Annotated in this window: 13 protein-coding genes; 10 read left to right on the forward strand and 3 right to left on the reverse strand. The window is 57.2% G+C overall.

Annotated features, from left to right (window positions below; all coding sequences use genetic code 11):
- Positions 1 to 258: 258 nt before the first annotated feature.
- On the forward strand, positions 259 to 972 hold the full coding sequence (locus tag J3U88_RS27810; protein WP_341535204.1) for a polymorphic toxin-type HINT domain-containing protein: 714 nt from the start codon (positions 259 to 261) through the stop codon (positions 970 to 972).
- A 3-nt stretch (positions 973 to 975) separates the two neighbouring features.
- Entirely contained in the window at positions 976 to 1,599 is a 624-nt protein-coding gene (locus tag J3U88_RS27815) for a hypothetical protein (protein WP_207862282.1), read from the forward strand.
- A gap of 217 nt (positions 1,600 to 1,816) precedes the next feature.
- On the opposite strand, the gene J3U88_RS27820 is transcribed toward J3U88_RS27815, so the two are convergent.
- Positions 1,817 to 3,520, reverse strand: coding sequence for a site-specific integrase (locus J3U88_RS27820; RefSeq protein ID WP_207862283.1), 1,704 nt, complete (start codon positions 3,518 to 3,520; stop codon positions 1,817 to 1,819).
- Positions 3,521 to 4,272: 752 nt separating this feature from the next.
- On the reverse strand, positions 4,273 to 6,354 hold the full coding sequence (locus tag J3U88_RS27825; RefSeq protein WP_207862284.1) for a S8 family peptidase: 2,082 nt from the start codon (positions 6,352 to 6,354) through the stop codon (positions 4,273 to 4,275).
- Between the two features lie 1,826 nt (positions 6,355 to 8,180).
- Between J3U88_RS27825 and J3U88_RS27830 the strand changes: the two genes are divergently transcribed.
- From J3U88_RS27830 to J3U88_RS27865, 8 genes are all read left to right on the forward strand, one after another.
- A complete protein-coding gene (locus J3U88_RS27830) occupies positions 8,181 to 8,852 on the forward strand; it encodes a hypothetical protein (protein ID WP_207862285.1) in 672 nt (223 codons plus the stop codon).
- 538 nt (positions 8,853 to 9,390) lie between these two features.
- Entirely contained in the window at positions 9,391 to 10,416 is a 1,026-nt protein-coding gene (locus J3U88_RS27835) for a DUF2169 family type VI secretion system accessory protein (RefSeq protein ID WP_207862286.1), read from the forward strand.
- Positions 10,413 to 11,453 carry a beta-ketoacyl synthase N-terminal-like domain-containing protein gene (locus J3U88_RS27840; RefSeq protein ID WP_207862287.1) on the forward strand — a complete coding sequence of 347 codons (1,041 nt, stop codon included), beginning with the start codon at positions 10,413 to 10,415 and terminating at the stop codon, positions 11,451 to 11,453. Before J3U88_RS27835 ends, J3U88_RS27840 begins: the two co-directional genes overlap by 4 nt.
- A 55-nt stretch (positions 11,454 to 11,508) precedes the next feature.
- Positions 11,509 to 12,612 carry a DUF4150 domain-containing protein gene (locus J3U88_RS27845; protein WP_207862288.1) on the forward strand — a complete coding sequence of 368 codons (1,104 nt, stop codon included), beginning with the start codon at positions 11,509 to 11,511 and terminating at the stop codon, positions 12,610 to 12,612.
- Between the two features lie 65 nt (positions 12,613 to 12,677).
- Positions 12,678 to 13,604 (forward strand): type VI immunity family protein, encoded by a 927-nt coding sequence (locus J3U88_RS27850; RefSeq protein WP_207862289.1) that lies wholly within the window; start codon positions 12,678 to 12,680, stop codon positions 13,602 to 13,604.
- Entirely contained in the window at positions 13,601 to 14,380 is a 780-nt protein-coding gene (locus J3U88_RS27855) for a hypothetical protein (protein ID WP_207862290.1), read from the forward strand. Before J3U88_RS27850 ends, J3U88_RS27855 begins: the two co-directional genes overlap by 4 nt.
- A gap of 150 nt (positions 14,381 to 14,530) precedes the next feature.
- Positions 14,531 to 16,819 carry a type VI secretion system Vgr family protein gene (locus tag J3U88_RS27860; RefSeq protein ID WP_207862291.1) on the forward strand — a complete coding sequence of 763 codons (2,289 nt, stop codon included), beginning with the start codon at positions 14,531 to 14,533 and terminating at the stop codon, positions 16,817 to 16,819.
- A gap of 8 nt (positions 16,820 to 16,827) precedes the next feature.
- Complete coding sequence (locus J3U88_RS27865) at positions 16,828 to 18,198, forward strand: hypothetical protein (protein WP_207862292.1); 1,371 nt, start codon at positions 16,828 to 16,830, stop codon at positions 18,196 to 18,198.
- Positions 18,199 to 18,206: 8 nt separating this feature from the next.
- Here J3U88_RS27865 and J3U88_RS27870 read toward each other — a convergent pair whose 3' ends face one another.
- Positions 18,207 to 20,345, reverse strand: coding sequence for a hypothetical protein (locus J3U88_RS27870; RefSeq protein ID WP_207862293.1), 2,139 nt, complete (start codon positions 20,343 to 20,345; stop codon positions 18,207 to 18,209).
- Between the last annotated feature and the right edge of the window lie 585 nt (positions 20,346 to 20,930).

A 20,930-nucleotide genomic window follows, 5' to 3' on the forward strand; every position in this document is an offset into this window, starting at 1 on the left:
GCGTATCCTGCACTTTATGCGGTGTCGACCCGAAGAAGTATCTGTCGGAAACGATTATGCGAATCCGCAACGGCCGCGGCTTTCAGCTTCCCTATGCATTTGCCAATGAGCACGAGACCTTCAACCTGATCTAGCGTTGGCTCGTGGTTCTAGCTTAAAGGAAGCGAGGGCGCGTTTTTGCCTGCTCGTTGGTAGGCTTACAAAAAAGGCCCCAAGGATGCGCCGACGAAGACCGAATGTTTCCCGGCCGGAACCCTGGTGCTTGCTGAAAACGGCCTCGTTCCGATTGAGGAGATCGCGGTCGGCGATTGGGTTTGGAGCCGTGACGATCAAACCGGCGAAGAAGGTTGGGAACAGGTAACCCGTGTGTTCCAGCGTGAAACGGACGCCCTGCAAGAGCTGAGCTTCATTGATTCGGAAGGATCACAGTTTGGGATTCAGGCCACGGCAGAACACCCCTTCTGGGCAGAGCCTGGGCTGTGGGTTGCCGCAGGTGAGCTGGCACGAGGTCAAAAAGTGTGGGCCCGGTCAGGTTGGGCGGAAGTTCAAGAAAACAGAAGCCAACCAGTGGTAAAATTGGTTTTCAACTTCGAGGTTCGTAACTTTCACACGTATTTTGTTGGGAATAACGGGCTTTTGGTTCACAATTCTTGCAAAGATAATGGCCCAAAACCAAATAATGGTGACGCAAAACCCCATGGTTCACCGCCCCACAACAATGCAATTGATGACTACATTGATAACCTCCCAGATAGTTCAAAGAACATTCGAAAAAATCAAGCTCAGGTGGATGTGAATGGTAACAAAGTTGGAAATAACAGGCCTGATGTTCAGTTCGATGACAACAAAGTTCACTATAACGTTGAGTTTGATAATAGATCTAGTTCTAGTGCAAAACACGGCGAGGTTTTGAGAAATAATGACCCTGATAGTGTAGTTGAGCTACACAAGTTGGACCCAGGAGGGAATTAAAATATGAATATAATTCAACCCATGCAAACCTTCAAGAAGATCTCCTTTTCCTGTATAAATGGAAACTCTCTTGATTTAATTAGCGAATTCGAAGAGATCTTCTCCTTAAGTCGTTCAAAAGGCTGGGAAATCAAAACAGAGAAGACGCTTGATTTGAAATCCCTTTATCACCCGGCTCCTAAGTCAGGTGGAGCGCACTTACCTGAATTTCTCCTGTGGAGTCCAGAACAAAGAAAAGACACATCTGTGTTTTTCTCAAACTATATCGATGGGCTTTCTGGGACTATTAAAGCGTTAACGGGCTGTTTTGAAAGGCATTCCTACTCAGCTCATGTTTCGGCCCCTGAAGACGACTTTCCGTATTTCTCTTTTCAATTCTTTTCAGAAGGAGCTGTAGAGAGGGTTGTCTATGCTATGAAAGATGATCCAAAATGGGAGTTCTTCCAAAAAGGAGAACTGCTTCCTATTGAAGATGCTAGTTCATACCGAAAAAGAGAAATTAGGAATCGCTTAACTGAGGAGATTATTGCGAGCTACTTTAAAAAGCTAGGATGGGATATTTCTCTCGAATCCTTCTGGGCTTCTTCTGGCTCCCCAATGCGTTTTTCCAAGACAGAGTGGGACTAGAAGAAAAGTCAATCAAATGAAGCCGTTTTTTGACTAAAAACCTTGGAAGAAAAAAGCCAGGGAGTTGTGTCAACAAATACCCTCGGATGAGCCAATCTTCTTATCCGGGGGTTTATTCCATTCGGAGATTGAGTCTGGGTTTCCCTCGATTCTGTAGACATCCCGCAAACAAGATGTGCACAAATTCAGGGGGCTTCCATGTGGAACCGCTGGCTGATTAGGCCGCCTTGGCGTTTTGATTCTTGGCAATGGTCCTTAGGATTTTTACCGCTTCCTTGGGGGTGAGGCCGAGGGTTGCGACAAATCGGGCGAGTTCGTTGGCGATGGTTTCTTGGTCATAACGATCAGTCGCCTTTGCTTGGTTGCCGAGGTACTGCGCATGCTTGGCTAAGATGTGATCGCAAACCTTTTGGAAGTTGTGCCGGTTTTTGGTGGGGTTGAAGCCGGGCACAATATAACCACTTGTCACATCGGATTCAGACACATGGTTGAGCATTTCTTTGATGTCCCGGTAGCCTATCCCCACATCGTTGGCGATGCTTGCAAAGGTTCTGCGTGCCGCATGGGGTGAATAATCAAAACCCAAGCATTGGATAAATTGGAACACCGAAATGTGCCGCTTGATCGGTCGCCCTGGATCCTTGGTCGAGGAAAAAACGAACGGGTTGTCACCCCGGTTTGCGTGAAGTTCCCGCAAGAGTGCCCATACATAAGTTGACATGGGCACAAAATGAGACTCGCCATTTTTGGTTCCCTGGAAATCGAAGTCATGTTCATCCAAGTTCAAATGAACCTTGCCGTTCTTATCAAAGTCACCGAAAAGCGCATCACCGTCTTTTTTGGGGCGCCGGATACTTCCCGGAAGTTGGAAGTAGCCTTCCTCCAGGTCTACATAGGCCCACTTAAGGAACCGCGCTTCATTGAAACGCAGGCCCGTGAACAGGCTCAACTTTGTTAGCAAGATTGTCATGGCGACAAAAGGAAGCGGCACTCCTTCTTCTGTGTACCAAACCTTGTGGCCGGAGCCCTCGGTCATCCGATCAAGTTCGGCCAAAAAACGGCCCAGTTGATGATTCTTGACAACCATCCGTTTTGGTTTGTGTCGCTTGATGCCGTATTCTTCCCGAATTATTTGGCGCGCTTCGAGGATCGGGCACTGACCCAAGATTTTGTTCCCCTCGGTATCCTTAAAAAGTTTCTTATTGGTGTTCCAAATATTGGAATAGGCGTAGAGCATATTCCAAGAGGAGGCGCGGGAACCGCCACGGTGCCGTTCGGCGAAACGAGCGGCAATCATCGCCGGGGAGATCTCGCGAATATCCAGCTTGAGCCATGACGGGTCAAAACCTTCATTGATGTTTCTGGCCAAACTGTGAAGCGTGGTGGCCTTAAGGTACGTTTTTTTGCTGAAAAACACTTTGACAGCGTCATCCATGAGCAAGACCGGGTTTGCGCCTGAAGATTTCGACCGATTCACCAACAGCGGCGGGAGACCAAGCAGCTTGCGACCCGCTTCGTCTTCTCGAGGATCAATACCGGCTTCACACAAGCGTTTAAGTTCGGCCGCCCACTCGCGTGCTTCCTTGTAGTTCACCGCGTTGTGAGGGCCGACAACAGCGCGCATGGAGAAGGTTAGGGCAGAGCCCTTGCGGCCAGACACACGCTTGTCGAAGGTGAATGCCATTTTCGATTTTCCAATGGTGAATTTTAGCCCTTTGAAGGCGGAATCCTTAATGGTTACCGGCACCCCTGCCTTGATAAATGGACGCAGGTTGTCTACATTAAACCTGATTTTCTGAATGTTCATACACCAGCCCCTTGCTGTTCTGATTTCGTTTTGGGACTCGGTAAAAAGTAAGCGCTTGCAGTTCCCGACAAATGTCCGACAAAACGAGGATACATCAGTAAGCGCAAAGCGCAAAATCGGCGCATCTTACAAAATCAATGTCACCTAAACATAACAATATAAAGCGCTTAAAGAAGCTAGGGTGCTCAGAGAGTAACCAGGGAAAAACAACAAACGGTTGTGGAACAACCGTTTGTTCTGGGTCCCCGGGGGTTCCCGTCGTGCAGGCCGCTGAAGGCGCCGGCCAAACAACAACCAACCGAACCCAATGGATCAAAACCACCCACACCCAACGAAACCCAACGTACCAACACCACCGAAAAACCGACCCTGACGCCATGAACCGCCGCGGGGTTTGAACCCCAGGAGCCTCTGGTGTCAACGCCTTCAGCGTTTTCCTGTCCGTGAACCCCCGAGACCCAGGGTACGACCATTTTCAATGGTCGTACCCGGGGCTAACCGATTGCCCACCTTCAGAGGGCGTCCAGGATGGCGAGGCGAAGCCTCGCGTTCATTCAAAGCATGGTCCGTGGATGAGGTGGTGCGGCCCGCTCCGGTGCACGCACACGCCTCGGCGTGTGCTGAAGTGGCGCGCCGAGTCGACAACCGTCCAAAGAGGGTGTTGCGGTGTGATCACATGTTGGTGGAACAACCGTTTGCTCCGCGTCCCCGGGGGTTCCCGCCGTGCAGGCCGCTGAAGGCGCCGCCCAAACAAATACCAACCCCAAACCGAAAAACACCGCAAACCCCAAGGGCTCACTCACCACACCAACCAACAAAAAACGGCGCCGCTCCAGAAAGAAACGACGCCGTTTGCATGTTACGAATTAACGCTCAAAAAAGTGAGGGACCGGTTCAATTTCACCCAAGGTACGGTGAACAAACTTGATCTGGTAATAGGGATATTCAACCCGGGGCAAGGTGCGGTCGAAGTAGACCTGATCGCTGTAGCGAACGTAGGGACCCGCTTTGTATTTGGAAACATACACGCGGTAACCGATGATGCCGCGCCACGCACGGCTGGGATCGCTACCCACGTAGGTGCCGGCTGCCGAATCGCAATCCCTGTCTTCCAGAAACGCACTGTCCAGGCTGGTTTCGTCTTCCGTGGTCATCGCGTGGCTGGAGGGGGAATCGGGACGGGTTTCCGCACCCTCGCCGCAGTATTCGTCCTGGTCGAAACCGGCCGTGTCGCGACCGCCGGTCACCCAAAAGGTCTGCTGACCCCAGTCAACCCAGTAACCCACGTACCATTTGGCCGCCCAGACATAAGGTGATTGCCATTCGCCCCAAATCGGACGTTTCTCATCGGTTCCCAGCAAGCTGGTGGCGACCTGAGGCATGACCTCGGTGTCCATTTTCTGGGCGAAGATCACTTCCACATAATGGAACCCTTCTTTGAGGGTGACGTACTCGCCGTTCTGCTCAAGCGGACGACCGTTGATCAGGATGTCGAACACCTGGGCGCCTTTGCCGGAGGAAGGTTTGGACGCGGTAGTGCGGGTGCTCGCCTTGCGTTTGGGCAGGCCGTACTTGGCGAAGTTCCAAGCGCGTTCCGCGTTGCCGCCGGCCAGCACGATGATCTGGTGCAGTTCTCGGGCACTCAAGTGGGGGAAAAACGCTTTGAGCATGCCCGCGGTGCCGGAAGCAAAAGGCGCGGCCATCGAGGTACCGGACCAGCGGCTGCGTTCGCCGCCCGGCACCGTGCTGTCAATCGCCTTGCCAGGCAGGGTGATTTCGTAACCGGTGTTGGAGAACCAAGCCGTTGCACCGTCGCAACCGGAAGCGGACACGCCGATCACGTCGCTGTAGGCGCCGGGGTAGGCGGGGGCGTCCGTAATGCGTTGGCCCTTGTTGCCGGCTGAACCGACCAAAACCGTGTAGGGGCTGACTGCCTTAATGGTGTCGCGCAGCAGGCCGACGTCGTCGCCCAGTGAAAAGCTCATGGAAACCACGTCGGCTCGGTTGGCAACCGCGTGGCCGATGGCCGCCGCGATGTTGGACAAACAGGTTTTACCGGAGGCGTCGAACACCTTCAGCGGCATCAGCTCACCCCAGCTCAAAATGCCGGGGCGGTCGCTGCCACCCGCGTTGGCCGCGATAATGCCGCTCACGTGGGTGCCGTGGCCGAGCCGGTCGGTGACGTCGTTGGCGCTCCCTTCTTTGGTCCAGTTGCGGGCCGCCACCAAGCTGGAAGTGGCGAACTCGGGGTGGTTTGTGTCCAGGCCGGAGTCGATCACCGCAACCCTGGGCGTGTAGCCGGGGATGGTGGCGGGATGGTAATACTCGGAATGCATCGCCATCGCGTCGAATTCCCAGAAGCTCGCTTTGTTGCGTGTCATCGCCGCGGCCGGGGCGGCGCGGTCCAACTGAACAATCGGGTCGCGGTAGGCTTCGACAACCCAACCCATGGCGCCCAAATCGATCAGGAGCCGGTCGATGTCGACACCGTCAATGCGGTGCAAGGTAAAGCTGATGTAGGCGCCCAGTTCCACGATCTCGGGATCGCCGGCGTCCAGGAAGGAAGCGGGGAACACGTAATCAAGGTTGCCGGGGAGCGCGGCCGGTCGGGTGATGTCTTGCATCTCGAGTGCGCGGACAATGGCCTCGCTCAGCGCCTTGTAGGCGAACTCCAAGTCATCGGGAACAAAGGTGAATTGGATGATCGACTTGTTGTCCTCGTCGCAAGAATACTCGCCGCATTCGCCGGCGTTGAGGGTGACGGATCCAAACCATAAGCATAAAAAGGCGAGGGTTAAACCAAGTGCCCGTTGCACCCCTGGCTGGGTGAACGGCGCGACGTCGGTAGAGCAGGAAACATTTGCCGTTGAAACCGAGTGCGATTCAAAGGATGAATCGCCGTTGTTTGTTTGATTTAAACGGAAATGACGCGAAACTTGGTGAGACATAAAGATAACTCCCGAGATTAGGGTCGACGAAAGGCGAGGCAGCTAAAAACTGTCGCGCTTAACATCAAGTAAGTGAACGGAATCGTTGTGAGGTTGCGAAAAAAAATCAAAAGATAACAAAAGTGGGCAACCGCTTTGGGGGAAAGTCAGGCGCAGAGGCGTAACCGGTTGACGAAAGGGGCCGGCCGTATCGCAAAAAGGATTGAGAGGAGGCGGGCGTGTCCCTTTCGGCGCGGCGGATGAGCCGAGCGGAAGGGTGCATTTCGTGACCCCAAGCAGTGGTGCACAAGGGTTATCCCCGCGTGCGACGTACGCGTTTTAACACAAAACGAAGTGCGCGACACTGAAAGATAATCTTTTCTCGGCCGTTGGTTCGTTCCGTATTCCTCGGTCCCAATCCACTGCTACAACGTGAAGTCCTGGAAACAATTCGCTTGCCGTTTCAAAATCGGCTAAAGGGCGCAATCGTGTCTCGGTTGCCAAAAGGGCGACTCCTTGTGAGAGTAGAAAGGTGAGTGAGGTCTTGGGTGGTTGATTTTCTTTGGTTATAGAAATGATTGCCGGCAGAAGAATGGGCTACACGAATTATTTATTATGAAGTGTAGGTTCTTGGCCAACGAAGCCACAACCTAGGTGGTGCGGCGCAAAAGAACCGTGACCTGGATCAACCCGGGGGAGAAACCGGAGCACTTGGTGCGCTACCCCACAAAACAGGGCGGGTGGTTCGGCGCACGGTTCAATCGAACCGGCAGTGAATCAGAAAAACGGGTGTACGTCGCACAAAAAAACGGGTGAACGGCTGGGCGTCGCACAAGAAAAACGGGTGTACGGATGGGCGTCGCACAAGAAAAACGGGTGTACGGCTGGGCGTCACACAAGAAGAACGGGTGTACGGATGGGCGTCGCACAAAAAAAACGGGTGTACGGATGGGTGAATGTCGCATGTGATTCGCACACCGTTGTGTGTTGATCCCGCGTACCCGGGACGGGTACGCACACCGTCAGGCGGGGACCACCCTTAATTTAAACATGAGCCGAAGGCGAATCACGTCTGGTTGCTCCGAAGGAGCTTAGGCGCCGGCCCCGCCGGCGCCGGTGATTTCAGCCCAGACCAAGGGGTTGTGTAACAACCGTTTGTTCTGGGTCCCCGGGGGTTCCCGTCGTGCAGGCCGCTGAAGGCGCCGGCCTAACAACAACCAAAACCCCAACAGACCATGAACAAAAAACCAACCCCACCATCACCCAAACAAATCCAAACCCCAAGGTCGTTGCGCCCCAACGAGAAAATACAAAAAACAAAAAATCGCGAAAAAAAATGGGGTCCGAGCGCAACCTCCCCCGACCCCCGCGCACCTACCTGGTGAAGTCGCCAAGATCTCTCAACGATGCCGCTCATAGCGGCGTTTGAGTGGTTTGGTTGAGAAGGTTGCTTCGCCGAGGTCTTCGCGGGCCTCGGCTATCCTTCCTCCTCCTTCACCGTGGGAGAACCCGGGCGTGTGCGACAGGCCGTGAACCAACTTCACAAACTTCAGCCGCGGTTTGTCGAACACCATCCCGGGTGACCCGCCCCCGATCCATGCCCGTTACGCCGCCGGCATGCACATCGGTTTTATCTTTATCCCGTCCTTCACTATCAAAATGAACTATATGGTCCTCCAGCGCGGGGCCGCCCTAAGTTGATCAAGCCGGGCGCGCCCAACTTAATGGAACCAACCTGAAGTGACCCTGTTTCCACGCACGGCGTAACCCAAGATAATGCCGCACCGCTTGGGGTGTGCCGTCGGCGAAGGGCCTGTCAGGACAACCTTCTTTAGGAGAGAAGCGCAATGTTTGTACAATCCCTGTTTCTGGCGTGTTCCATTTTTGCGGCGAATCCCAATACCGCCCTCGACTTCGAGGTCGTTGAAGACTTACCGAACACCCGCACTGGTTACAAAGCGGAAACCGTCAAAACCGTAACCATCATCAATGACGACGGTCGCTACCAGTTCTCCATTTACCACCTGTCCGAGGGCAACCCCGAGGATGCCGTCCACGGCGTGTACGTTTACAGCCGCGCCACCGGCATGCTGCAAGTCGCCCATGTTGACCGCAACGGCGTCGAACCGCTCAACGGTTCCGATAAAGAAGGTTTTTGGGCCGAATTCGCCAAGGCCAACGACCTAAGCGTCGAGGTTTCCAGCTTCGCCGGCAAAATGGGCGAAAGCCGGATGTACGACCTTTATGTGAAAGGGCTTAAAGTGAACCGCGTCCGCCTGATTCCCGACCTGTGCCTGACCATGCTCTGCCCCGAGGACAACCCCGACTGCTGCAAACCTTTTGTCACCGTCGATACCTTTGACTGCAAGTACAACCCCCGCTGCAACGTGGCCGACATTATCGACCGCATCTGGGAAGTCTGTTACTGGATCGACATCGAACGCGCCTTCGCCAAGGATCTCTTCCACCAAATCGAGGTGGACGTCACCCGCGGCACCACCCTGGCCCAATTCAAGTAAACCGAACAAAATCAAAGAATTCCACGGGGAGGCGGAGGCGCCGCCGGTAGTGATCAGGTTGTTGGTTAGTTCGCGCGACATTCGCCCCCAACTCCGGCAACGGTCGCGCGATAAGCCTCACGAATCATCACGGCAACCGCGTCGCCACCGCGCGCCACCGCTTCCCTGGAATCACCGAAGAGTCGCTGAGCTTCGGTGCCTTACGACCGTTCACCCACCTGGGGAACGGTCTTTTTTTGGTTTGGCGTGGTTAGAAAATAGGAGGGTTAGTTCATAAGGTCAGGGGCGAGCCTGACACCGCATCATGGATTGTTTCTTCGGTTATCAGTCATCAAATGGTTGTTCCTTTTTCTTTGCCGGCCCTCAGTCGGTTTTTGAAATACACGGCTAGGGTTTTGTTTGATTCGGTTGCTGTGGTAAATTTCTCCAAATGCAAGTGTTTTTAGGTTGTTAAATTATAAGGTCGTGGTTTTTGGGTACCGGACTACCTCGGTTTTGGTCCCCGGCGGGCTTCGATTCGAAAAGGATGGGTTCCCAGTTGAGCGAACTCGTGAATTACACCCCCTATGCCTGTGACTACACCTTTGCCCGCGACACCAAAGGCACCGAGCACTTTGTGGTGGCGGTCAAGGGGACCTTTGACTTTGACGGCAACCCCGCCGGCGAGCAGGAACCCGTGCTCGACGGGCAACGCTGGTTCGGTGAACCCGCCGTCTCCAGCTTGCGTTATGACAGCGATTTGGTGCTGCACAAGCCGTACACCGATTTGATCCTCAACGCCTCCGCTTATGCGCCGCCCGGTCGGCCCGCCTCGCGCGTGGATGTGGGTGTGCGCATCGGCCGCTGGGAGAAACGGCTGACCGTGGTTGGCGAACGGGTTTACCAGCGCAGCCCGGTGGGGTACGCCACCGGCCCGATTGAACCTTTTGCCTCGATGCCGATTCGTTATGAGGTCGCCTACGGGGGACGCGCCGGGGAAGGCAGCGCCGCCGGCTACCGCGAGCAACACGACGAGAACCCGGTCGGGCTCGGCTGGGGCACGCGCGACACCGTTTGGGCCGGCCGCGTTTTGCCCTCCGTGTTTCCCTACGGCAAAAGCCTGCTCAACGCCGGCGGTAAAGCCAAAACCGCCGGCTTCGGCGCCGTCCCCGTTTCCTGGGCGCCGCGTGCCCGGTTCGGCGGCACCTACGACGCCGCTTGGGCGCGCAAGCGGCAACCGCTGCCGCCCAAGGATTTTGATCCCCGTTACCACCAGGCCGCGCCCGAGGATCAACAGTTTAAAAAAGGGCTGCGCGGCGGGGAGGTTGTCGAGCTGCATCACCTCACGCCTGACGGCCAGGCGTCCTTCACCTTGCCCACCGTCGCCATCGGGCTGGAAACCTATTTCGGGCGACCCTCCGAACGCTACCGCCCCGAACTCAAAACCCTGATCGTGGAACCCACCGAGCGCCGCTTCATGATGGTGTGGCAGGCCTATCTGCCTTGTCAGAACCGCGACCACCTCATCAGCCGCACCCTCATTTACCAGAAGGAACACCGCTTGCGCCGTGAGGCCAACCGATGAGCGGGCGACGCGTGGTTGTGTGCGGGCTCGGCATGCGTGGCGCGGCCGGGCTCGATGTCACCATGTGCATCAACGCCTTGCGCGCCGGCGTCACCCGGTTACAACAACATCCCTTCCTGATCGACCGGCGCGGCAACCCGATGGTCATGCACTGGGCGACCTACCTCGACGAGGACCTCCCCTACAGCGAACGACTGTTCCAACTGGCCGCGCCCGCGCTGCGTGCCTGCCTCAGGCCACTCGCCGAAAAACTGCATCGCGATCAAGCCGTGCCGCTGCTGTGGTCCGTACCCACGCCGCGGCCCGGACTGCCTGACGACCTGTTGGCGGCCTTGGCGCGGCTGGGTCGGGAACCGGACTTGCCCCTGGATGAAGCTGCCGTTGAATGGATTCGCCTCGACCATGTCGGCGGCCTGGTCGCCCTCGAAAAAGCGGCCCAAAACATTCGCGCCGGTCGCTGGGATTGCGCCGTGGTCGGCGGCGTCGATTCCTACTTTTCCGTGCACACCCTCGAATGGCTCGACCGCGAAAACCGCCTCCTCTCACCGGCCAATTCCTACGGCTTCCCACCCGGCGAAGGCGCGGCCTTCGCACTGCTCGCCGACACCCAAACCGCGCGCCGTTTCAACCTACCTGTTCTGGCCGAATACGCAGTCGCCGGCGTGGCGGAGGAACCGGTCCCGGCCGGCATCGACGGAACCTGTGTCGGCGCCGGCTTGCAAGACGCCTTTGACCAAACCCTCGCGGTCCTGCCCGAGGGCGCGCGGGTCGACCGCCTCTACGGCGACCTCAACGGCAGCCGCTACCGCGCGGACGAACTGGGCTTCACCCTGGCTAAATGTTCCAACCGTTTTGTCGATCTGCAAAACATCAACCTGCCCACCATTCACTGGGGTGATCTCGGCGCCGCCACCGGCTGTGCCCAGCTCGCCCTCGCCTGTGGCGACCTCGCCCATCACGACCAACGCACCGCCCTGATTTGGAACTCCGGCGAACACCGCGCCTTCCGCGCCACCCTGCTGCTCGCCCGTCCCTGAACTTCGCGCCGACCAACCGCCAACCCCCTACAAACCCACGACCTGGGAGGGAACCATGAGCGTTACCATCAAAATCAACGGCTTGTCCCTGGAACACAAGGGCAGCGGTGGTTCGGCCAAAGCGACCCTTCCCAACATCTGCAAAACGCCCTCGCCCGGCGGCCCGGTTCCGGTAAATTATGGGAACTACGCGCTGGCGGCCGACCTGGCCAAGGGCACGACCCAGGTTAAAGCCGACGGCGGCAACAGTTGCGCGATCCAAGGCAGTGAGTTCTCCAAAAGCACCATGGACGAACCCGGCACCCTCGGCGGGATCATTTCCGGGACCAACATGGCCGAGGCGACCTGGCTCACCTTCTCCTTCGACGTGATGTTCGAGGGCAAAGGCGCCGCCCGTCGCACCGACAAAATGATGATGAACCACATGAACTCGGCCTGTTTGAGTGGTGCCAAAAACCCGAAGGTAAAAAGCCTCGACGAACAGCTCAAAGACCTATTGTGCGAGGCCTTCTGCGAGGTGCTCAAAGAACGGGAAAAAATGATCAAAGATCGCAAAGCCGGCAAAAACGTGCCCCGTCAGGACTGGTCGGCTAAGGTGGCGGATAAGCTGAAGGACCCCAAGTATGCAGGCCGCCTTGATGGGTTAGCCAAAAAGATGGGCGGTAAAATCGTCAGTGAAAAAACCATGAAACTGATTGTCCAAAAAGCCACCAAAACCGGCACCCGCGCCCTGGTCAAATACGACGCCCTGCGCAACAAAATCCTCAAAGAACTGGGCGGTGAGGCCGCTACGAAGTTCGCCAAAAAGAAAGTCGGCAAGGTGTTTCTCAAATTTGTGCCCGGCGTGAACGTGGTGATGGGTGTTTACGACGCCTACGACGCGGTCAAAACCGGCTACGAGGTGTTCCAGCAACTCGACGAGATCATGAAGAAATACAAGGTCGTGGAGATGCGCCCCGATGTCGCCCTGATGGGGAAAGACGGCGAACTGCGCAACTCGTGGGACTTCAAGTTTCCCAAGGACCGCTCACGCGGTAACCAGAAAGCCATCATGGAAGAGGGCGCCTTGGACGGCAAGAAGCAACAGGCCATCGATGACAAAAACTGTAAGTGTCCCGATATGGAACGCGGCCCAAGAAAAGGATTGAAACACCGCTAACCCGCTTTATTTAGGTAGAATCATCGCACATGAATACAACCCACAACCACGGAGGAAACCCGTTTATGGAACCTTTAAGTCTCAGTGAAACCAAGGAAATCATTGATGAACTGGATTTTTATTCCCAGCAGGCGATGACCTTTGGCTTTGAGGTGCGTGTCTATTTCAACGGCACCCTCAAAGAAAACGCGGCCGGCGTGCAGGCCTTTTACGACAAAGCCGTCGAACTCGGGCGCAAAAAATTCAAATATGTGGCCGTCAATGACAATGAACGGTTTAAGAAGGTCAAAAAAGACACCTTCGACATGTTGCCCTTCTGGGCGAGCGACGCATGCGAGGATCCCGCCTACCTGCTGTACCTCAAAGGCGGCAAACACAAGGATTCGGTCAACGATTGGAACTTCGTTTATGACGAGGCGTCCGGCCCGACTTGGCTGCGCCTGATGGTTCCGGCCGAGGAAGGCGCCAACCATTACGACACCGCCCGCGCGCTCTTGACCCTCGCCGCCGAACACCTGGACCTCACCAGCGGGTATGCCGGCTACGGCGCCGTCATTCAGGAAGACTACGATTCCGACAGCAGCGAATCCAACTTCCACGCCTGCCGCGCACGCTTCCTGGGTATTGAGTTCCTCGATCCGCTGCCCGCGCGGGCCCTGTTTAAAGAACATCTTTCGGCGGTGAACTGGTTAACGCTGATTAACGGCGCGATGGTCGAACGCGCCGGCGGCGTCGAAGCCGTCAAAGGCCGCCTCGACCACGAGGGCGTGCAACTCTTCCCCCTTGAAAAGGGTTTGATCCTGCAAGCCGGCGAGGCGCCCACCACCGGCGACGTCAACCGCAAGGCCGATGTCTCGGCCTACCAAGCCGTCGGCAAAGCCTTGCAGCCGATAGGCATTCCCGTGACCGCCGCCCATGTCGCCAAGTACCGTCAGGGCGATCCCCGTTACGATTTCCTGTACCGCTTCGTGCAACCGGGAGAAGATTCATGACGGTTGGTGCGCCGCCTTTTCTCTGCGACGGCAGCCTGCCCGAGGGCGGCGCGACCCGCACGGTATCCCTGCGTTTGGTCGGCGACTTGGAAAAGGACACCTTCGAAAACGATGTCTGGACCGCGGCCGATCAGATCGTGACCTTGTTCGTGGAAGCTGTCGGTAACCAGGTGTTTGCGCCGGTCGACGCCGGCCGCGCGAGCCTGGTTCAGGTCTCCAAGGAATGGCGCGAAGAAGGCAAAACCTGGTTTTACCTGTTCCAAGTCGAAGGCCTGGCGGCCTCGGCGTGGCTGTGCTTGGTCGGCATGCTGGCGCAATCGCACCACGCGCTGGAGCCGATCAAAAGCCTGTCATTCGGCACCCAAGGCGAAGGCCCGGCGGTGCTCCTGCCCAACCTGCTGCAACAACCGCGTTCGTCCGCGATCCGCGTCGCGGCCGAATACCCGTTCACCGTGGATTTCAGCGAATTGGACAGCGACCAATGCGACATCCTGTTCACCTTCCAACGGGGCTTGGACCGCGAGGATTTCATCACCATTCGCGAGGCGATTTATACCTGGTGTGATATCAAGCTGCTCGGCGGTTATCTGCCAGGCCATGATGAACGACCGGGTATTCCCCAAGAAGACATGATCGCGCATATTGCACCGCGCGAGATTCAACTACAAATCATGATGTTCGACCTCTACGACTGGGCGCTACACGGCTTGGCCAATGTGGCGCTCGCCGTGCATCGCAAGGGATTCGAATTGGAAAGCCTGATTCTGGAAGCCTAACCCGCCAAACCTAAACCTCGAAGCCGTCCGCGCGGCGAACCCGTCGCGCCAAGTTGTCACTCCCAACGCAAGCCAAGCTTGCGCCCGCTCTTTGCTCGCGGTTCCCGCCCGCAAAGCGCTGAGAACCGCGCCGAGCGCACGGAGGCCTTTATGTCTGGTTTGGAACACAACGTCGCTGATTTGCTGTGGCAGGGGCCCGGCGGCCCGCTGCACATTCTTTCGTTTCAGGGGACCGAACGCCTGTCGCAGCCGTTCCAGTACAACCTCCAGGTCAAATCGCGCGATGCCGGGCTCGGTTTCCAGCAAATGCTGTATGCGCCAGCCAAGGTGCTGCTCAAGTCAGGCAAGGACCGCGGAGAAGATCGCCACTTCAGCGGGATCATCACCCATTTCGAGCAGGGCCGCACCGATTACGGTTTGCTCGATTCGGCGGCGGAACGCTGGTACATCTACCACATCGAAATTCGCCCGAAATTCTACCTGGCCACCCAAAGCTATTGCTCACGCGTGTTCCAAAAAATGACGGCCCAGGCCATTATCAGCGAGGTTTTGGGCGCCATCGGCGTGGGCCATTCCTGGAAGCTCGGGGCGACCCCGCCCAAACGCGAATACTGCCTGCAATACCAGGAATCCGATTTTCAATTCGTGTCGCGTTTGTTGGAAGACGAGGGCATTACCTATTACTTCGACAAGGATTCCGGCGACATGGTGATGGTCAGCCAACCCGGCGGTTTCCCCGCCTGTTCGCCCACCGCCTCGGTACGCTACAGCGAGGATCCCAGCCCGGTATTGTCCGTGGGCGAACTGGAAACCGTGCACGACTTTAACTACGGCGAATTCGTCGCCACCGGCCAGGCCGACGTGCAGCATTACAACCCCGAAACCTCGGCCACCAACATCAGCGCCGGGAGCGGCGCCGGTTTCCCCAACGCGGGTGGCCTGGCCTGGTACGAACACTCGCGCAATTACCCCACCGCCGGCGAGGGCCAACACTACGCCGCCGCCATTTTGGGCGAAGCCGTCGGCCGCGGCAAACGCGCGCGCGGGCGCACCTCGTGCCGCTCCTTTTCCTGTGGCTACCGCTTCAACCTGAGCGATCATTTCCGCGGCGAATGGAACAGCGGTTGGACCTTGGTTTCCTGCAGTTACCACATCGAACAGGGCCACTTCCGTTGCCATTTCACCGCGATCCAAGCCGGCGTGTTGTACCAGCCGCCGCGGGTCACGCCCAAGGCGCGCGTCAACGGCGTGCAAACCGCGGTGGTCACCGGACCGCCCGGGAGTTTGGTGTACCTCGACGACATGGGCCGCTGTAAGTTGCAGTTCCACTGGGACCGCGAGGGGCCGATGAACGACCGTTCCTCGCTGTGGATTCGCGTGCTCAACAATTACGCGGGCAAGGACTACGGTATTCAGTTCATTCCCCGTGTCGGCCACGAGGTCTTGGTGGGATTTGTCGACGGCGATCCCGATCAACCGATTGTGGTCGGTCGCGCTTACAACGACCAAATGACCGCGCCGCTCGGCCCGGCCGAAAAGTACCAAAACATTATTAAAACCATCAAAGACCACCACATCATTTTTGACGATTCAGACGGCAAAGAACTGATCGACATTCGTTCCCACAAGGACATGAAAATTTTGGTGGTTAACGATGAAAGCGAAGAGATCGGCAACAACCAAACCATTTCCGTGGGCAACAACTGCTCGGAGACCATCGGCAACAACCTGACCCTCTCGGTCGGCAACGACCGCACCGAAAGCATCGGCAACAACCACACCGGCACCATCGGCAACAATCGCAGCGTGCAGGTCGGCAACGACGACGACTTGGTGGTCGGCAACAACCAAACGATATTGGTGGGCAACGACCAAAGCGAAACCATCGGCAGCAGCCAAACCACCGTGATCGGCACCGAGAAAGCATCGATCATCGGCACCGGCGAATTGCGCGTGGTGGGGACCAACCGCATGACCAACATCGGCGCCAACGAGGTGACCTCGGTGGCGGCCTCAATGAACCTGACCGTGGGCGCGGCGCTGAGCATGAAGGTGGGCGCCGCCAAAAGCGAGAAGGTGGGCGCGGTGTCCGAGGAAAGCGTGGGTTCGATGAAAATGCTCAACGTGGGCGCGGGTTACACCGTCACCGTCGGCGGCGCACAAATCATTTCCACCGGCGCCGCCTACATGCGCAACACCGGTTTGATGGAGAGCATCAACGTCGGATTGAACCGCATCGAAATGATCGGTATGAACAAGGTGACCAAGGTGCAGAACAACAACCTGATCAACGTTTCGGGCGGAAACCATGTGGTGAAGTGCGACGCCGGCGGGGTCATGATTGACGCGCAAAGTTGCATTATCAAAGTCGGCGGCAGCCAAATCGTGATGACGACCAGTGGCATCAAGGTTGAGGCGAGCACCATTATGCTGAATTAGGGGCGATCATGAACGAACCGGCCACGCTGACCGCGGCGGAACACCGCTTTGCGTTGGACCTTTACCGCGAACACCTGGAGGAAGCTTCCTTCCTCTACCAAACCCGCAAAACCCTGCTCACCGACGCCACCGTGCCTTGGCCGAGTGCGGCCGTCTACGAGTTGCGGTTCGACAACCACCTGCGCGCCTTGTACGACGGGGGCGACCTGGCCTTAGACGTCTGCCGCCAAATGGAGGACGGTGCCGACGCGGGCGCCGCCTACACCTTGCTGCGGCTGCTGCTGCGCCACGATCAACTCAACGAGGCGGTGCGCCTGGTGCAGCTTTGGTCGTCCGGTTTTGCCGCGGACGCCGCCGCCGATGCGCTCGCCGCCGGCTGGCCCGCCAATCGTCTGGTGCGGCTGCGGCCTTTGCCCGCCTCACCCGGCGCCATGACCGCCGCGGTCTACGGGCAATTGATTGGCGTGCGCCGTTTCCCCCTCGCCAAGGAATTGCTACAGGCCTTGGCCCTGCACGAAAACGATTTTGCCGGGACCTGGTTGATGTGGGCGCTGGGTCGCTTGGGCGCGGTTGAGGCCGTTTCAGCGGGGTTGGCGCTGCTGCAGCGCTGTGGCGATCCCGTCGCCGCCGCCATGATCACCACCTCGCTGTTGCGTTTGGGTGCCGGCGAGGCGCTTGACCTGGTCCGCCGCGAAACGCCGTCCCATGCTTGGCCTTGGACGGCCTTGGCGCTGGCCGGTTCCCGCGCCGACGGCCGCTTGTTGTGCGATCTGTTGCGTTACCAACCGCCGCGCCCGGACCTGATCACCGCCCTCGCGTTACACGGCGACGTTAACCAGATCGCCTTGTTGTTGGATTTGTTGGATCACTGCGCCGACGACGCGACCGCCGCCGCCTGCGCAACCGGGTTGTACTTGCTGACCGGGGCGCCCCTGTTCGAAACCGCGGCCGTTCAGGAGCACATCGACCAAGACGAATTGTTCGACGAGGAAATCGAGGGCTTGGCGCCCGGTGACATCCCGCCGGGATTGACGGTGACCGTGAGCGAATACCAACGCTTCAGTGAGGACGGTGAACGCTGGCGGCGTTGGTGCGATCAGCATGCCGCCCAATTTAGCCAGGGGGTTCGTTACCGATTGGGCCGCCCGATGGAGCCCGCCGTGTTGGTGGAACAGGCCGGCAGTGAGCTGTTGCCCGCCGCGTTACGCCAATTGGCCTATGAGGAGTTGGTCATTCGCTATGGTTTCGATGCGCCTTTTGAAACCAACCGCACCGTCGCGGAACAACGGGCGGTGTTGGCGCAACTCGCCGAGGCAATTGAGGCGGCCCCGGCGCGGCGCGCGGGCGTGTGGACCTTCGCGGGCCGGGACCTCGCTTAAGGGGTTGGTTAAGTGGTGGGTGGGCTCACCGCGGCCAGGCGCTTTTGTTTGGCCTGGAGGCGTGCTTCCACCGAATTCAGATCGCCCTGAAGGTTTTCCAGTACTTGGTGCAAAATATCCACCCCGCGCTTGGGCTCGCTTTCCCATGCTTGCTTCTGCGCGGGGGTAAAGCTTATCATGCCGTAAATGTTGCTCTTTTCCGCGAGGCCGCCTTCTTTCATGTAGACCAACGCGCGATCAAAGTTTCCGATCTCTCTTCTCAGATCGTCCAGTTGTGCCTGGTAATGTTCGATGTCTTTCTTTAACAAGGGGATTTCGACCTCGGTATGGCTATCGGTGAAGGAACCATCACTCGAGGGGGCTGCGCCTTGGGTGTGAATGGTATCGGATACCTGCCACTGTGCGGGACCACCTGGCAGACGGCGTTGGTACATCTCCTCTTTAGGAACCGGTCCAAAGGTACCACCGAGTTCTGATTGTCGGTAGGCGGTGCCCGCCACCGGGCGTTGCGTTGCACCAAAGCGAACCTCGCTATCGGTGTAGTGGCCGTCCGTGCGGGCGATAATCGGCACGCGGGGCGCACTTTCCCTGAACTCACCGGTATTGATACCGCCGGAGATGAGATGAAAAATCTCGGTGTCGTTTAAGGCTTCCGAAACGTGCTCGGCGTAATGGCCCGAGTTAATATCGCGGCAAACCACCATGCCCAATTGCTTTCCACCGCCGGGCAGATCAACGATTTGCATACTTGGGTTGTGACCTTCCGCCTGCAAGCGCGCCGTCATTTCCGGGCCTTCGTGGGCGGGCGTCATGCCGCCGGGCAGGTGGCGGAAGCTATCGCGTTGCTTTGGATGAACTTTGTCATTCATCGCATCGGCGTAGGATGGGACGTCAACAACCGAAGGCGCGAACTTGGAAACCAGGCGCGGGCTGCGCTGTCCACTTCCATCCAACACAATGGCTTCGTTGCGGATGGCTTTAAACATTTTGCGTCCTTCCTCGTGGAGTTGGGCGACATCCATCTCCGGGCTGTTTTGAAGGAGTTTGAACGTCGTCGGCAATCCTCGGGGCGCTGATCTGCCGGTTGGCAAGCCGCCGCTGTATTCCGTGCGACTCAGTTTGAAGGGCGCGACGTAATCTTTGAAGACCCTGGCCAACTTATGTACGTTGCCCAAATTGCCGCGGTTGTCCGCAAGGAAATTTTTCAATTTTTCCAATACTCTGTCACCACCGCCTGTGGCCGGGCAGTCGAAGGAGGGGCAGATGTGCTGAACCGCTTCTCTCATTCCCTCCGGGGTGGTTTGCTCAAGAAAGTGATTCAGGTTGCGTCCCAGAGCTGCTTGATCCATATGGCCCGCAAGGATGGTCACCGGCGCCAGGTTGTCCCTAACCTCTTTGATGAGCTCCGCGGCTCTTTCAAGGATTTCTTGGGAGACAGGGGCCTCTTTTTTCTTTGCAATGGCTTCGGCCAAGGAGGCTACCGACGTTAAATCAATACGCGCGTCGCTCGGTTCCTGGGTGAAGCTTTCTGGGTTTCTGGAAACAGCCTCCTGGAATGCTTGGCTGAGCTCGTTGTTCTGGTAGCCCAAAATGCGCTCTACGGAAGGCAGGTGATTGGGATCGATAGGCGCTAGCATGGCAGGCGGTTCCGAGGTAACAACCGTACCCATCAAAAACAGCGCATTGCCCAGGCCGGATTGAGCGACCCGATCTTGCAGCATGCCGATAAGTTGGTGTTTTTCATCGGGCGTAGCATGTTCCATGTGGGTGTTCCAGAAAAATTCCGGGACGGAAACAATGTGGGTGGTGCCGGGGCGCGTATCGAGTAAGTGTTGGGATGCCATGATTTTGATTTGATCGAACACTTGATCGACTTTGTGTTGCATCATTTCTCGCCGACCGTCCGGTCCCATGCTTTCGTGGACGGTGCTGGCATTCGCTTGGATGAACTGGACCCGTTTGGGTTCTGCATGAACACGTGAAAGAGAGGGGGCTTCGGTGGTTGCGCTGGTCATGGGACCGTCGCCGTTCAAACGGGGGCTGGTACGGCCACTGTTTGCGGAAGGGCCGAAGGTACTGGACGTCGGGGTGGTGGGTGGTTGGGCGTTTGATGTTCTGCGTGGACCGTCTAAATGTAAACCTGACATGGGAAGCTCCTTCAACTGGGTAGGGTTTTGCGGATACACCAAGGTCAAGCCCAAGAGAACTGGGTCGGCCGTCGGCGTGACTTCGGGCCGTTGGTGGTGCGATCTTCAACCAAGCAGCTTGGTGTTGCTTGGGATCGCATCCCGCTGTTTGACCTGTAATTTATTTTCGAAATGTGGGTGAAGTTTGGAGAAACCGTGGGGGTGGCCGAATCGGGGCTCCGGGGGTTGTGTTTGCTTTTGAATGCGGGCTTCGGTAGGCAGGAATTCATGGGACGAAAAAGGCCGTATTTCGCGGTTTTTTGCTAGATGCCAACTGGGAATGCAGCCTGAGTGGATGTGTCGGTTTTCTTTTTAAAGGTCATGAAACATTGGGTTTGTGTTGTGGTATTTGGGGCTTGTAATCACTTCGCCTTGGGTTGGAAAGGCCGGGTGCTTGCCTGCCTTCTTGCGTCCTTCCCGAAGCCCGGTTTTGGCAACATTACCGATTTGTTATGTTTTGCAAAACCGGGTTTTCGGGGCCGAAAGTGTGGTGAATTCTCCAAAGATTACCGATTGGTTATGTTCTTGAAATGTGTCGCCGTCTCC

Origin of the sequence: Acanthopleuribacter pedis, from assembly GCF_017377855.1 — a bacterium.
In the GTDB taxonomy this organism is placed as follows: Bacteria; Acidobacteriota; Holophagae; order Acanthopleuribacterales; family Acanthopleuribacteraceae; genus Acanthopleuribacter; species Acanthopleuribacter pedis.